Consider the following 14,857-nt stretch of genomic DNA (forward strand, 5'->3'; position numbering starts at 1 on the left):
CACCGCGGTTTATACCAAGCGCCGTAGTTGCTGTCAGCCGTCACAGGATGGATTTTTTTGTGCAGGCGTATGACAATAGCCGCCACTTTATCAGCAGCTGTGCTCTATATCGCTGCGTCGCAAGGAACTCAATAACACCATGTCGATGATTATCAAACAGATCGCAGCTGAAATCGCAGCCCGTCCGGACCAGGTCAATGCTGCAGTTCAGCTGCTGGACGAAGGCGCAACGGTGCCTTTTATCGCCCGTTACCGCAAAGAAGTCACCGGTGGCCTCGACGACACGCAGCTGCGGACGCTGGAACAGCGCCTGACCTATTTGCGCGAACTGGAAGACCGCCGGCAGGTGATCCTGCGCACGATCAACGAGCAGGGTAAACTGACGCCGGCGCTGGAGCAGGACATTCTGGCTGCTGACAATAAAACCCGCTTGGAAGACTTATACGGCCCATACAAAGCCAAACGCCGCACCAAAGGCCAAATCGCCATTGAAGGCGGTTTGTTACCGCTGGCCGATGCATTATTAGCCGACGCTGACTTAGTGCCGGAACAGGCCGCATTACCATACATCAACGTTGAAGCCGGTTTTGCCGACGTCAAAGCCGTCTTGGACGGCGCCAAATATATTCTGATGGAACGTTTTGCCGAAGACGCCAATCTGCTGGCAAAACTGCGTCGCCATCTGGCACAACATGCCGTGTTAAAAAGCACTGTGGTGGCCGGCAAAGAAACTGAAGGCGCAAAATTCCGCGATTATTTCGCCCACACAGAACTGTGGAAAAACGTGCCGTCGCACCGCGCTCTGGCGATGTTCCGTGGCCGCAATGAAGGTATTTTAAACCTGCAATTACAGCCGGACGCCGATGAAACCAGCGCTCACGCCAGCTGCGAACAGATGGTCGCCAGTCATTTTGACCTGCGTCAGCAAGGCCGCGCCGCCGATGCTTTTATCCGTACTGTGGTGCAATGGACCTGGAAAGTGAAACTGCATTTGCAACTGGAGAATGACCTGCTGGGCGAGTTGCGTGAAAAAGCCGAAGAAGAAGCCATCGCCGTATTTGCCCGCAATATGAAAGATTTGCTGATGGCAGCACCAGCCGGCATGCGCGCCACGCTAGGCCTCGACCCGGGCCTGCGCACCGGGGTGAAAGTCGTGGTCGTCGACCAGACCGGCAAACTGGTCGCCAATACCACTATTTTCCCACATGCCCCGCAAAACCTGTGGGACAAATCAGTCAAAACGCTGGCCGCCTACTGCAAACAATTTAAGGTCGAACTGATTGCCATCGGCAACGGCACGGCGTCCCGCGAAACCGATAAACTGGCAGCTGACGTCATCAAGCTGCTGCCGGAACAACAGCTGAGCAAAATCATGGTGTCGGAAGCCGGCGCTTCGGTGTATTCAGCGTCCGAACTGGCCGCGCAGGAATTCCCGGATCTGGATGTATCGCTGCGTGGTGCGGTGTCAATTGGTCGCCGCTTGCAGGACCCACTGGCCGAGCTGGTCAAAATCGAACCCAAAGCCATCGGCGTCGGCCAATATCAGCACGACGTCAACCAAAGTCTGCTGACCAAATCACTGGATGCTGTGGTAGAGGACTGTGTAAACGCGGTCGGCGTGGATCTGAATACCGCATCAGTGGCCCTACTCGCCCGCGTCGCCGGCCTGAACAAAACCCTGGCGCAAAATATCGTGCTGTACCGTGACAGCAACGGCCGCTTTATGCAGCGCCGCGACCTGCTGAAAGTGCCGCGACTGGGGCCTAAAGCTTTTGAACAAGCTGCAGGTTTCTTGCGAATCAACAACGGTACGAACCCGCTGGACGCTTCAGCAGTGCACCCGGAAGCTTACCCGCTCGTCGAGAAAATTCTGGCAAAACACCAACAGCCGGTCGACGCCGTGATCGGTAACAGCAGTTTTCTGAAGTCGATTAACCCTGCTGAATTTGCTGATGAACATTTTGGTATTCCGACCATCAGCGACATTTTGAAGGAACTGGACAAGCCGGGACGCGACCCACGACCAGAGTTCAAAACTGCCCAGTTTAAAGATGGCGTCGAAACCATGGCCGATTTAAAACCCGGCATGCTGCTGGAAGGTGTCGTCACTAACGTCACCAACTTTGGCGCTTTTGTTGACATTGGTGTGCATCAGGACGGTCTGGTACATATTTCCTCGTTGACCGACAAATTTGTGTCAGATCCGCATCAGGTGGTCAAAGCCGGTGACATTGTCAAAGTCAAAGTGCTGGAAGTGGAAATTGAACGGAAGCGCATCGCGCTGACGATGCGGATGGACGAACAGCCACAGCCGAAAACTGCTGGTGGCGCGAAAGAACGCTCAGCGCCGGCTAAATCCGGCGGCAGCCGGCCACAAGCCGCACCACGTCAGCAAGACAACGGCAATGCCGCGATGGGTAACGCTTTTGCCGCAGCACTGGCCAAGCTGAAGAAGTAACTTCAGCATCTGCTTGCAGCCGAATAAAAACGCCGTCAATTGACGGCGTTTTTATTCGTAAGCTGATGATGGCTTTGCACTTCAGGCAGTCAGCATTAAAGGCCTGTCCTGCGGCTGCACCGCCTGCTGGTAATAACTACTGATAACCTGACTGCGTTTTTGCATTAAGGCCGCCAGCTCAAGACTACGCTGTTCAACCTGTGGGCCTTTATTCACTGGCCGCCCGGGTTCCAGCTGCTGCGCATCTGGTTGCAGAGAGTTTTGGCTGTTTCTGCCGGTCAGGGTATTTTGTGCTTGCTGCTGCTCGTCAGCCTGCTCCAGCCAATAATCCGCGTCAGCAGCCGGCGGGTTATTTAACGCAACATTTTGCTGCGCCAATTCCGACTGGGCCTGCAATACGCGCTGCATAGCTTCCGCAGCCACACGCCGGTCTGCCGACGAGGGGTCCGCAGGGGCCAAAGCTGCGGCTTTGACCTTCTGCATTTTAATGATTGTTGCTTGCGGGTCGCCTGGCACCACGGCCAAATCGATATTGACCTCGCCACCCACTGCATACTGACGGCCGTCCGGCCCTAACTGAAACTCATAACTCGGGGACGCCGCTAAATCGCCACCTGTGTTGGCATGCGCTTGTTCATGGGCCCGGACTTCAGCATCACGTTTTTTCAGTTCGTCCAGTTTGCGCTGTTCACTGGCGCTTTGTTGGTCATCACGACCGGAGCCGGATTGCCCTGAACTGCCCTGCTCCGAACGCCCTTCCGGATCCCGCTCCTGCGAACGGCCTTCGATCGCCTGCTTTAATTCAGTGCCGCGATTTTTTACTTCGTCTGTGTAGGTCGGGTTATTTTGTTGTGGTGAGTTGCGGCTTTTATCTTCGGAAATCACGCCCTTTTCTGCGGCGTTGCGTTCCATCTGTGCAACAGGTTCGATGATGTCACGTTTGAGATTTTCCCGGCGTGCCAAATCCACTGCCGGATTGCCGACATATGGGGTGACATTTGGGTAAACCGACGTGATCGCCATGTTGCGCTAGTCCTCAGGCACTGACATCTATCAAGGTGCCAAGCATTTCGTCAGCCGTTTTAATCGACCGCACATTGGCTTCGGCATACAGTGATTCTGTGGTGAGTTGCACCAGGCTTTGTTCCAGCGCTGGCGTTTTCGGCTCTGGCTGGACAGGTTCCGGCTGCTGCGCTGCAGCATTGGATTGCTGGGCATTTAACGCACGCTGCTGATTAATCGCTTCGCGATTGATATTCACAGTGGCTTCCGTAATGCCATTGGAGGCGCGTTGAAAACCCTGCAAACCTGAGTTGTACGCGGACTGTAATTCCATCGACGGATCTCCACAACATGAACCTATGATTAAATAGTAACCAACTCATGCAGTTGAGACAAGGAAAATGGCAAATAGTCGCCACTTTAGCGGCAATTTTCTGCCGTTTTTCTGATCTGGATCCGGCCAAGCAACTTTACAGTGGCTGCTAAGCCTGTAAACACTGTCTGAGCCAGTGCAAAAACTCAGTCTGGTGGGAGATAAAAGGCGCATGCGACGCCTTGGCCAGCACTGAAATCTGCGCGCGTGGCGCCAGCTCTGCCAACATAGTGGTCATCGCCACCGGCACCAGCGAATCCAGCCGGCCAAAGCAGCCAAACAGCGGCATGCTGAGGCTGGCAAGCTCCGGGCGTAAATCTGTGGTCGCCAGAATTTCAAGACCAGCAGCCAGCACCTGTGCCTGCGGTAATGGCAAGCTCAGCACCGCCTGCTTCAGCTGCTTAATATCCTGTCGCGCAGTGCTGCTACCCATCGCCTGAATAGCCAGAAAACGCTCCACTGTTAGCGCCAGATTGGCAGATAAAGAGCCGGCGAACTGCTGCATCACCTGGGCGTTCATGCCGGGCCAATCCGGTTGCTGCAGAAAACACGGCGAGCTGGCCACTAACGCCAGTGACCGCACTTTAGCCGGATGCCGCAATGCCAGCATAGTTGCAACCAAGCCCCCCAGCGACCAGCCCAGCACAAAGCTTTGCGCTGGGATTAGCTTCGCCAGCTGGTCAGTGATCGCTTCCAGACTATAAGGATCCGGATAGTTCGTCGCCAGACCATACCCAGGTAAATCCAGCGCCAGCACCTGATAATCCGTGGCCAGCGCGTCGGCGACAGGCTGCCAGATCGCATGATTTAGGCCCCAGCCATGGATTAACACAACAGTTGGTTTGGTATTTTCAGCGTTCAGCGTCATAGTTAAATTTATGTAAATTATCTAATCACAAGGATTGTGATGGCCATACAAACCACTATTGTGCCTGCGATACAGCTTATGCTGCAGCGCTTTTTACACTGCTGCCTGCCAAATTGTTGTTTGTGGTGTGATTTTCCGGTGCATCAACCCGGCGCCCAGCTTTGCGATCACTGTCAGGTTGCTTTGCCGCGGCTGTACTGGTCTTTGAGCGGCGATGCGTTGCAGCTGCCAGCGGTTGGTCGTGGGCTTTTAGCGCCGCAGTTTGATGCCGTCTGGAGTTTAAGCTGGTATCAGCAGCCCTGGAGCCATTTTATCAGTGCCTGGAAGTTGCAGCAGGAATTGGCTTGTGGCCAGCTGTTACGCCAGCAACTGGCGCTGGCTCTGCCGCTCTGGCGCTTGCAGGACCAGTTCGCCGCAGTGGCTTATGTGCCGGTGCATCCGAAGCGGCTGCGTGAACGTGGATTTAATCAGTCACAGCAACTTGCTGCGACAGTGGCTGCAGTCACCGGCTTGCCGTTGTTACATGTTTTTGTTGCGCAAAGTCATCTGCCGCATCAGCTTGGCGCCAGCGCCAGTGCGCGCCGGGCCCAGCTGCGTCGCCAGTTCCGGCTCAAATCATCGACGGGTGCCACATTACCCGCACAGATGTTGTTGGTCGACGACGTGCTGACCACAGGTGCAACAATGAATCAGCTTTGTCGTCTGTTGCGAAAGGCCGGTGTACAACGGATTGGCGTGGTCACGCTGGCTATTACGCCAGCGCCCGGCACTCAAACCTGGCTTTATTCGTCGCCGTCCCCACTGTCGTCGCCAGAGTCGAACAACTTGCCGAAATAAAGACTATTAACCAATAACCGGCCTGAGCCGACAAAATAACCACGGAACACCGGGTTATCGGTCATCGCCACAATACGCCCATCGCCGACATTATGCGCCAGCACTGTGGCGCTATTGCGAAACGCATTAACCAGCGCCGGATCGGCATAACCGGCTAACTGCGCCTGATCGCTGTAACGGGCCACAGTGACAAAAGGCTGTTCAGCCGGCTCCATCAACAGCAGGTCATTTTTAAACACCGGCAGTTGCTGACGCGGTAAACCAAAAGTCAGCGGATGGCTCAGATCGACCTCAGTCTGGAAAATCGCTCCGGCAATGCGCTGGCGGCCGGCCAGCTGTTCTTTGTCCTGATAAACCGGTGCGGTCATTGTGACTAAGGCTTTTAATTCACTGGCTTTTTTCAGCTTGGCTTGCAGCAGAGACTTCTCCGCCAGCCAGCTGACTGCCGCTTTTTGCGCCCACAACACGCCGCCTTGTTCCAGCCAACTTTTTAGCTGTGCCACTTCGGCATCGCCCCAGCTGCTGTAATTACCATCCGGCAACAGAATATGGCTGTAGCGTGCCAAATCGAGGCGCTTCAGCCGTGCCGGCTCGGCCATCGATGGCGACACGCCGGCCAGTCGCTCGGTCGCAAACCAGAGCTCACCAGCTTCGGTTGAATTGATGCCAGGACCTGCTACCAATAACACTTCCGGTAACACCAGCGGTTTGACCTGATTACTGCCCAAATCCTGGCCTTGAGGCGTCAGGCCTGAAGTTAATGCACTGAGCGCTAACGGCTGTTTCTGGGCAAATTCGCGCAGCTTTTGCTGCCAGCCGTCAGCCTGCAAACCAGCAGGCAGCAGCACAGTGCCGGCGGCAAACTGCTGGACGCCTTGAGCCGTCACCGCACTGAATGCCTTCGGCGCCACTCTGAGCTGGAAGCCGGCCTGCAATAAACGCGCGGTTTGCACTGGCGCCTGTTGATCCGCCCAAGATAGCGCATAGGCGTAAGCACCGTCGTTAAACGACTGCACTATTGCCGCAGGCTTTGTCCAGGCTTCAGCTGCAAGCTCTGATGGCGCTTTGCGGCTGGCGGCAAAATCAATGTTGTAGGCATACGGCAAAGTCCAGGCTGACACATCATAAAAAGTATTGTCGCGGAAATTGGTATCGGTATTAAAGGCCGCTTTAATCAGGTTGTATTGGCTTTGTTCTACCGGCACAAAATAACTGTGGCCGGCCTCAAAGGTTTTACCGTTGATCTGGAAATCTTCAGTCAGGGCATAGGCCGCAATCTGGTGCTGTTTTAACAGCTGTAATAATGCCGCAAGCCGGCTCTGGTCAGCTGGCTCGCGCAGCAGATAACCGCGCACCGGGTCCAGCCGGGCCTGCTCTTTGGATTTTTGCGCAAACTGATACTGCGCTTGTTGTAAATTCTGTTTATGCGCTATGGCGCCATTGAGCGTCGAAAATGACGTGCGGTACTGATTATCGATGGCAAAGCTGAAGCTGAGCTCTGACTGCAGGCTCTCCTGCAGATGACCACGGCTGCTGCCCTGCTCAAACAAAATGCCGACACTGCCGTGCACGTCTGGATACGTCGAGCCTTTACCAACATAAAAATCGTCAAAAGCTTCTTCGGTGAAATACAGCCGGTTCACCTCGTCCAGTGCTTTGGCATGGAATTGCGCCAGCTGATTGGTCAGTTTGATAGTCGATTCGGGCGCAAAAGGGCTATTGCGGCTCGGAATACCGGGCTGGAAAAAGAAGGTGCTGTTAGTGCCCATCTCATGAAAATCTGCCACTATTTGCGGCCGCCAGCGGTGAAACTGCGCAATACGCGCCTGGCTTTCCGGATGCTGCAGCAGCAACCAGTCACGGTTTAAGTCAAACCAATAATGGTTCGGCCGGCCATTTGGCCAGGGCTCAACATGTTCCCGATGCTGCGGATCTGCCACTGCCGCCGTGCCCTGATGCATATTGACCCAAGTCGCAAAACGGTCGTTACCGTCCGGATTCAGGCTCGGTTGCAGCAAAATGATGCTGTTATCCAACAGGTTTTTGACCGCCAGATCTGAGGAAGTCAGCAGCTGATGAACAACCCGCAACGAGGCATTGGCGCCGCTGGCTTCATTGCCGTGAATGCTGTAACCGAGCCAGACGATGGCCGGCAGCGTTGGGTCTGGTTGTTTTTCACCGCGACTGACCGCCAGATGCGCTTCGCGAATTTGCTCCAGCCGCTGCATATTGGCGGCAGAGCTCAAAATGAGCTGCAATAAAGGCCGCTGTTCGTGGGTTCGGCCAATAATGTCAAAGCGGGTGCGATCCGGCGCCGCGGCTGCGGCGGCACGCAGATAAGCTTCGAGCTGGTCGTGCCGGGCATGCCACTGCCCGGGTTCAAAGCCCAGCACCTCCGCCGGAGCCGGCACCACAGGTGCAGTCTGCGCTTGCAGCACCGGATGAAAAAATGCAGTTGCCATCAACAGAGACAGAGTAAAAGTTCGCACCGGCTATCCTCCTGAAAACTAAGTATTCACCTTAGCAATAAAGCCTGCTGCCACTCAAGCAGGCTTGGCAAGGCCGGTTTGCGGGCGTATCATAGGCATTAACCTAGTAATTTAGTCAGGTACTACTGATGATCATCATCTCCGAATCGGCGCAAGCGCATTTTGTTAAACTGTTAGAAAAGCAGGCCAGCGGCACCAACATCCGGGTGTTTGTGGTCAATCCCGGCACGGCTTCCGCGGAATGTGGCGTGTCCTACTGCCCACCGGATGCGGTCGAATCAACAGACCTGACGGTGCCTTTTAACGGTTTTGACGCCATCATCGATGCTGACAGTAAACCGTTTCTGGTCGATGCAGAAATCGATTTTGTCACCGATCAAATGGGTTCGCAGCTGACGTTAAAAGCGCCGAATGCCAAAGTGCGCAAGGTGAGTGACAACGCACCGTTAAAAGAACGGGTGCAATATGTCATCGATGCCGAGATTAATCCGCAATTAGCCAATCACGGTGGCCGGGTGTCGGTGGTTGAACTGACCGACAGCGGTGTGGCCGTGCTGCAATTTGGCGGTGGTTGTAACGGTTGCTCACAGGTCGACTTAACGCTGAAAGAAGGCATCGAAAAAGAACTGCTGAACCGCTTCCACGGTGAATTGTCAGGTGTACGCGATGTCACCGACCACCAGCGCGGCGAGCATTCTTATTACTGATAAGATGTAGCAAACTGCTCTGACAGCGGCCCCTTGTGGCCGCTTTTTTATGACCGCAGCCATGCGGTATGCAGGAGTCTGACAATGAATAAATTGCTCGCCCTCACCTTTGCACTCGCCGTTGTGTTGTGCAGTTCTGCTACATCTAACGCCGCTATTATTCTGCAATATCATCATGTTGCTACAGACACGCCACGCAGCACCAGTGTGACGCCGGCGGAGTTCCGCCAGCAAATGCAGCATTTAAAAGATCTGGGTTTTCAGGTCGTCAGTCTGGATGTCATTATCGATGGCCTGACTCAGCAAAAACCAGTACCGGACAATGCCGTCGCCATCACCTTCGACGATGGTTTTGCCAATGTTTTTTTCAACGCCCGGCCGATTTTAAAAGAATTCAATTACCCCTATACCATGTTTCTGGGACCGGCGCTGATTGACCGGCGTGAAGGCCCAGTCTTGAGCTGGTCGCAAATTCAGACGATGCAACAGGAAGGCGTGATCATTGCCAACCACAGTTCGTATCATCATCGTCTGGCTGTGCCGAACAAAGGTGAAAACAAAGCTGAGTGGCGGCAACGGGTAAAGACTGACATCCTGCTGGCGCAGGAACAACTGGAAGAAAAGCTAGGGCAACAACGCAAATGGCTGGCTTATCCTTATGGCGATTTTAGTGCTGAACTGGAACAGCTGGTCAGTGAACTGGGTTTTATCGGTATCGGGCAGCAATCGGGCGCCGTCGGACCGGGCGTCGCACTCACCCGCATCCCGCGTTATCCCTCATCCAGCCAGTTCGCCGCGATGAAGCACTTTGTGCCGAAGCTGAAAACTCTCGCGCTGCCTGTAACAGACTACAGCAAAGCAGATCCGGTCAGCCGACAGAACCCGCCATTGTTGACACTCAGCGTCGACAGCAGCGATTTTAAGCCGAAGAACCTGCATTGTTTTTTTGATGGCAAAGCGTTACCGGTGAAATGGCTGGATGCAGATACTTTCAGTGTACAGGCCACTGCGCCACTCAAGCTTTATCACAACAGGTACAACTGCACAGCGCCAAGCCAGAGCAAACCGGGTTATTTTTACTGGTTTTCCCAGCCCTGGGTCTTTGTTGATTAACCCGCTGTTTAAGGTGTAACGGCCTTCAGCACTTGCGGAAAGTCGCGCAGCAACTGTGCTTTAGTCACCACTGGCACTGCGTTTTGCTCCAATGACATTTCTGGTTTAAACATTGCTACCAGCTGGCCTTTTGGATTCAGCAGCACAATGGAAGCGCTGTGATCAACGCGGTAATCCTCGTCCGTCGTGGTACTGATGGCATACATTAAGCCAAGTTCACGGACAAAAGGAAACAGCTGGTCATGATTGGCCGTGAGGCCGACGATGGCCGGTTGCTCGAAGTAACCCACGTAATTTCCAAGCTGCGCCACGGTATCGCGTTTGGGGTCGACAGAGACAAACCACAGTTGCAGCTTTTGGCCGGCGGGCAGGGCTTCACTCAATCCAGCATAACTGCCGGACAACATCGCCATCGTCATCGGGCAAATATCCGGGCAAAAGGTGTAACCAACAAAAGCTAATGTCCAGTGGCCATTTAACTGTTCACGGCTGACCGGCTGGCCAGTATGGTTGGTGAGCTGAAAAGACTTCATCTCGCGTGGTGCCGGATAAATCAACACGTTGGAGAACTCAGCCGGCGCTTGTAACTGCCGGTACACCAAAACGCCAGCAGCTAACGCCGCAACCAATAACAAAACCGCCCAGACTTTTTGCATCATTCTTCCTTAATGCCAGCGCCAGAACCATTGCTGGTCCAAGATCAGCACTAAGAATAACAACATCAGATGGTAAATGGAAAAGCGGAACGTCTGCATCGCTTGTTTTGGATCAATCCCAAACTTCAGCCGCCAGGCGTGCAGGATAAAACCAAGGTTGAGGCCAAGGCTGCCGACGAGATATATCAGCCCGGACATCCCCACCAGATAAGGCATTAAGCAGACCAGCGTCAGCAACAGCGTGTACAGCAGGATCGCGGTTTTGGTGAATTCAATACCATGGGTGACCGGTAACATCGGCATATTCACTTTGGCGTAATCGTCGCGGCGGTGAATTGCCAACGCCCAAAAGTGCGGCGGCGTCCAGGCAAAGATAATCATCACCAGCAGCCAGGGTTCTGCTGACAAAGTACCGGTGATACTGGTCCAGCCTAACAACGGCGGCATAGCCCCGGCTAAACCACCGATGACGATATTCTGCGGTGTGGCCCGTTTCAGGAACATGGTATAGATGCCGGCGTAGCCAAACAAACTGGCTAAGGTTAGCCAGGCGGTTAACGGATTAACAAACCCATGCAATAAAACAAAACCGGCGATGGCCAGGCTGAAAGCAAAAGTCACAGCCTGCTGTGGGCTGACCCTTCCCGTCGCCACCGGGCGACGTTGCGTTCTGGCCATTTTCGCATCGATGTTTTGGTCCAGTACATGATTAAGAGCCGCAGCAGCTGCAGACAACAAACCGATACCGGTCAAGCCAATGAACATCAGCCCCGGTTGTGATGCTGCAGCTGGTGCCAGCCACATCCCGACCCAGGCGGTTAACAATAACAAAGCCACGACTTTGGGCTTCGTCAGCTGGTAGAAGTCACGCCAGGTTTGGCGAAATTCCTGCACCATTGCAATTCTGCTGAGATTCATGCCGGACTCCTGTCTGAAGAGAGGTATTGGGACGCAGTGCCTGTGACTGATACCTGACGCTGCTGTCTTAAACCATAACGCGCCAACACAGTCGCCGCCAGCAAGTTCGCCGCGACGAAGTTATGTGCCACAGCATTGGGTAGCGGTAACAACCACCAGATATTCAGTACACCGAGGCAGAACTGTAATAACAATAGCAACAAGACCAACTGCGCTTGTCGTTTGTGCAATTGCGCCTCGGAAGCTGGCAAATTGCGACTGAAACGCCACAGTTGCCAGGCAAAAAAACCAACCACCAGAACCGTCAAAATGGCTCCAAGCCGATGGCTGACATGAATGGTCTGGCGCGCTTCTTTACTCATCACGCCAAACTCGTAATTGTCGTGCCCCAAATGCAGGTCAAAAGCTTCGGCCGCTCGTAGCTGACTGGTCCAGCCGCTGTGGCAAAACGGTAACTCCACACAGGCCAAAGCGGCATAGTTCGCCGAGGTCCAGCCGCCCAAAGCGATTTGCCCTACTAACATCGCACAGGCTAACGTACCGGCCCGCCTCAGACGCAGTGGTACCGCGGCCGTAGCATGGTCGTCAGGTTTCAGCTGCCGGCGATACAACCACAACAGCGTCAGCAAGGTAAAACCACCGAGTAAATGTCCCATCACCACCAACGGAAATAAATTCAGCGTCACAGTCCACATCCCCAGCGCAGCCTGAAACACCACCAGCAACAATAATGCAGTCGGTAATAACCGCACTTTGCGTTGTTGCCACCAGCTGAGCAGAAAAATGCCGGCGATCACCAGCCCCAGCGTGCCGGCAAAATAACGATGCACCATCTCGTTGCGCGCTTTGTGCGGCTCTAAAGGCCGCTCAGGAAAACGACTGGCAGCAATCTCAGCATGATGGTCCTGTGGTACTTGTAAAAAGCCGTAGCAGCCCGGCCAATCCGGACAACCGAGGCCGGCGTCGGTCAGCCGGGTATAAGCGCCCAGCACAATGACGACCATGGTCAAAGCAATCGCAAAGCTGACAAGTCTTTTTGTCCACATCATGTTGGCCCCCGGTCAAATTTCAGCAGTTTCTGCAAATCTGCCATCACATCCTTGCCAAGCAAAGGTAACTGCTCCGGCGCATCCGGTAGTGGATAATGCAGCAGCGCCAGACCTTGCTGGTCGACAATCATCAGGCTGCCCGCTGCCAGACCGGCAAAAGAGCGCTGGATAAAACTAATCTGGGGTTTGTGGGATGCTTGCATAGCGGAGTCTTCTGTCAGCACCACCAAATCCAGTTGGTCCTGTTTGCGGCCCAGCGCGAGGTCAATTTGCTGCATCAAATGCTCGACTGCCAGACAAGCATTGTCACAGTGCTGCGGCTGCAAATAAACCAAACGCCAGTGCGCCTGCTGCTGTTGAATGGCCGGCAACAATCGCACTTCGTGCTCAAACCAAATGCCCTTATTGTTGACGCCAGCCTGGTACCAGCCGCTTTTCAGCATGACAAACGCCAGCAACACCGGCACTGCCGCAACCAACAGAAACAAGCTCAGGAAACGTTGTTTACTCATGATGACTCCGCTGATATCTGACTGCTAAGGCAACAAACACCACAGCCACAGCCAGCAACGCCCACTGCAGCGCATAAGCACGATGTTTTTCCGGTGGCAGGATCACGGGCTGATAGTGTGGAACAAAATCGCTTTGTTGCTGATAAAACACTGCGTCCAACAACTGAAGTCCACTAGCTTCGGCCAGCTGTTGTGGTAACACCGCCTGGATCCGTTGCGGATAGCCGGCGGCGCTTTCAATATTCTGCCCCAGTAAAAAAGGCCGTGGCTCGGTACGCAGCACCCCATGCAGCTCAAATACTTCCGGGATCACCACCTCGGGCAAATCAGCCCGCTCCGCGCGCCCAGCGGTCCAACCCAAATTCAGCAACAACAGGCTGTCCTGGGCCTGCACCGGCACAACAACATCGTATCCCACCCGGCCATTGACAATTTGATTGTCGAGCAGCCAGATGTAGGGTGATAGCCAACGCACCTGCCCCTGTAGTGGTGCGCCATCCAGCGCCGACAGGTTTGTTACCTGCAGCTGGGCAACGGGCAATCCGTCTTGTTGTTGCCAGCGGGCGATTTGCTGCAACTGCTGGGTTTTTTCCTCGGCCCGCTGCCATTGCCACCAGGCTAACTTGCTTAACAGCAAAAATGCCGCCACAGTTATCAGCACAGCAAAATACTGCCATGACTTAGCGGCAGAAGATGCTGACAAATCTGTGGGTTGCGTCATAAGGACACCTGTCATGCTGATTAAAATTGTGTTGGTCGCTTTATTAGTTTTTGTTGTCTTTCAGCTGTTTCGCGCTTTATATCTGATGTTAAAAAATGATCCGAATCAGGCGTCTATGTCGAAGCATCTGGGCCGGCGGGTGATGTTCTCCGTCGTTGTAATGGCGCTGATTATCCTGGCTTTAGCCATGGGCTGGATTGAACCACACCACCGGCCTTATTAAGTCTTTGCAACAGACCCGGCAACCGCGCCGGGTCTGTTTCCAACGTTGCTATAACACGTAGACAAACACGAACAAACACAACCAGACAACATCGACAAAATGCCAGTACCAGGCTGCCGCCTGAAAGGCAAAATGATTGTGCGCAGTAAAGTGATTTTTCAACATGATCCGCAGCCAAATCACGGTCAGGAAGATGGCGCCTAATGTCACATGTAAACCATGGAAGCCCGTCAACAAAAAGAAAGTGTTGCCATAAATGCCTGAATCCAGACGTAAATTCAGTTCCTGATAGGCGTGCATATATTCATAAGCTTGCAGAGCCAAAAAGCTGGCACCCAATAAAATGGTCAGTAACAACATCAAGCGTAATTGCAGGCGTTTGCCCTGCTCCAGAGCCACATGCGCAAACTGCAGGGTGACAGACGAGGTCAGTAAAATTAACGTGTTATAAAGCGGTAATCCCTGCCAGGGCATCGCATTGGTTTCGATCCCACCCGGCGTTTTGGTCATCGGCCAGTGGGCACTAAAATCAGGCCACAAGATCTCGGCTGTCATCGCGTTATTGCTCTCGCCATCCAGCCACGGCATCGCGATCATCCGGGCATAAAACAGCGCACCAAAAAAGGCAAAAAAGAACATCACTTCAGAGAAAATAAACCAGCTCATACCCTGCCGGAATGACCTGTCCATTTGCTCGCTGTATAACCCACCCATCGATTCATCAATCACATTGCGAAACCAGCCGACCAGCATAAACAGCAGCAAGGCCACACCGGCCAGCAGCATATATTCGCCGTGACCTTCTTTGTTTCGGGTGACTTCATTGACAAAATGCCCGGCACCAAATGCCAGTAAAAACAATGCCACTGCGCCGACTATCGGCCATGGGCTTTGTTCAGGTACATAGTAATGTTGATATGTCTTGGCCATG

General features: G+C 53.9%; 15 protein-coding genes. 5 read left to right on the forward strand and 10 right to left on the reverse strand.

Annotation, left to right across the window (positions count from 1 at the left end):
* Nucleotides 1-139: 139 nt before the first annotated feature.
* The gene (locus ABNT34_RS01220) at nucleotides 140-2,458 is read left to right on the forward strand and encodes a Tex family protein (RefSeq protein ID WP_348728048.1); all 2,319 of its coding nucleotides are present in this window, start codon (nucleotides 140-142) and stop codon (nucleotides 2,456-2,458) included.
* 81 nt (nucleotides 2,459-2,539) lie between these two features.
* Here ABNT34_RS01220 and ABNT34_RS01225 read toward each other — a convergent pair whose 3' ends face one another.
* From ABNT34_RS01225 to bioH, 3 genes are all read right to left on the reverse strand, one after another.
* A complete protein-coding gene (locus tag ABNT34_RS01225) occupies nucleotides 2,540-3,481 on the reverse strand; it encodes a putative metalloprotease CJM1_0395 family protein (protein WP_348728050.1) in 942 nt (313 codons plus the stop codon).
* A 13-nt stretch (nucleotides 3,482-3,494) separates the two neighbouring features.
* Entirely contained in the window at nucleotides 3,495-3,794 is a 300-nt protein-coding gene (locus ABNT34_RS01230) for an excinuclease ATPase subunit (protein WP_348728052.1), read from the reverse strand.
* Between the two features lie 148 nt (nucleotides 3,795-3,942).
* The gene (bioH, locus tag ABNT34_RS01235) at nucleotides 3,943-4,701 is read right to left on the reverse strand and encodes a pimeloyl-ACP methyl ester esterase BioH (protein WP_348728054.1); all 759 of its coding nucleotides are present in this window, start codon (nucleotides 4,699-4,701) and stop codon (nucleotides 3,943-3,945) included.
* 39 nt (nucleotides 4,702-4,740) lie between these two features.
* Here bioH and ABNT34_RS01240 point away from each other — a divergent pair, with 39 nt between their 5' ends.
* Entirely contained in the window at nucleotides 4,741-5,538 is a 798-nt protein-coding gene (locus tag ABNT34_RS01240; RefSeq protein WP_348728056.1) for a phosphoribosyltransferase family protein, read from the forward strand.
* Here the strand turns inward: ABNT34_RS01240 and ABNT34_RS01245 are convergent.
* Entirely contained in the window at nucleotides 5,484-8,027 is a 2,544-nt protein-coding gene (locus ABNT34_RS01245) for a M14 metallopeptidase family protein (protein ID WP_348728058.1), read from the reverse strand. The genes ABNT34_RS01240 and ABNT34_RS01245 overlap by 55 nt on opposite strands.
* A 128-nt stretch (nucleotides 8,028-8,155) precedes the next feature.
* Here ABNT34_RS01245 and nfuA point away from each other — a divergent pair, with 128 nt between their 5' ends.
* Both nfuA and ABNT34_RS01255 read left to right on the forward strand, forming a co-directional pair.
* Nucleotides 8,156-8,734, forward strand: a complete 579-nt coding sequence (nfuA, locus tag ABNT34_RS01250) for a Fe-S biogenesis protein NfuA (RefSeq protein WP_031570306.1) — start codon at nucleotides 8,156-8,158, stop codon at nucleotides 8,732-8,734.
* An 84-nt stretch (nucleotides 8,735-8,818) separates the two neighbouring features.
* On the forward strand, nucleotides 8,819-9,847 hold the full coding sequence (locus ABNT34_RS01255) for a polysaccharide deacetylase family protein (protein WP_348728061.1): 1,029 nt from the start codon (nucleotides 8,819-8,821) through the stop codon (nucleotides 9,845-9,847).
* A gap of 8 nt (nucleotides 9,848-9,855) precedes the next feature.
* Here ABNT34_RS01255 and ABNT34_RS01260 read toward each other — a convergent pair whose 3' ends face one another.
* The 5 genes from ABNT34_RS01260 to ABNT34_RS01280 are packed head-to-tail and all read right to left on the reverse strand — an operon-like array spanning nucleotide 9,856 to nucleotide 13,703.
* Complete coding sequence (locus ABNT34_RS01260) at nucleotides 9,856-10,503, reverse strand: SCO family protein (protein ID WP_348728063.1); 648 nt, start codon at nucleotides 10,501-10,503, stop codon at nucleotides 9,856-9,858.
* A 9-nt stretch (nucleotides 10,504-10,512) separates the two neighbouring features.
* Nucleotides 10,513-11,421, reverse strand: a complete 909-nt coding sequence (gene cyoE / locus ABNT34_RS01265; protein WP_348728065.1) for a heme o synthase — start codon at nucleotides 11,419-11,421, stop codon at nucleotides 10,513-10,515.
* Nucleotides 11,418-12,470 carry a COX15/CtaA family protein gene (locus ABNT34_RS01270; protein ID WP_348728067.1) on the reverse strand — a complete coding sequence of 351 codons (1,053 nt, stop codon included), beginning with the start codon at nucleotides 12,468-12,470 and terminating at the stop codon, nucleotides 11,418-11,420. The genes cyoE and ABNT34_RS01270 overlap by 4 nt, the downstream gene beginning before the upstream one ends.
* Complete coding sequence (locus ABNT34_RS01275; protein WP_348728069.1) at nucleotides 12,467-12,982, reverse strand: hypothetical protein; 516 nt, start codon at nucleotides 12,980-12,982, stop codon at nucleotides 12,467-12,469. Before ABNT34_RS01275 ends, ABNT34_RS01270 begins: the two co-directional genes overlap by 4 nt.
* Nucleotides 12,975-13,703, reverse strand: a complete 729-nt coding sequence (locus tag ABNT34_RS01280; RefSeq protein ID WP_348728070.1) for an SURF1 family protein — start codon at nucleotides 13,701-13,703, stop codon at nucleotides 12,975-12,977. The genes ABNT34_RS01275 and ABNT34_RS01280 overlap by 8 nt, the downstream gene beginning before the upstream one ends.
* A 13-nt stretch (nucleotides 13,704-13,716) precedes the next feature.
* On the opposite strand from ABNT34_RS01280, the gene ABNT34_RS01285 reads away from it, so the two are divergent.
* Nucleotides 13,717-13,926, forward strand: a complete 210-nt coding sequence (locus ABNT34_RS01285; protein ID WP_348728072.1) for a DUF2909 domain-containing protein — start codon at nucleotides 13,717-13,719, stop codon at nucleotides 13,924-13,926.
* A gap of 48 nt (nucleotides 13,927-13,974) precedes the next feature.
* On the opposite strand, the gene ABNT34_RS01290 is transcribed toward ABNT34_RS01285, so the two are convergent.
* Nucleotides 13,975-14,856: a cytochrome c oxidase subunit 3 gene (locus ABNT34_RS01290; RefSeq protein WP_348728074.1), complete on the reverse strand. Its 882-nt coding sequence runs from the start codon at nucleotides 14,854-14,856 to the stop codon at nucleotides 13,975-13,977.
* Between the last annotated feature and the right edge of the window lies 1 nt (nucleotide 14,857).

The sequence above is a fragment of the Rheinheimera texasensis genome, assembly GCF_964031785.1.
GTDB lineage: Bacteria > Pseudomonadota > Gammaproteobacteria > Enterobacterales > Alteromonadaceae > Pararheinheimera > Pararheinheimera texasensis_A.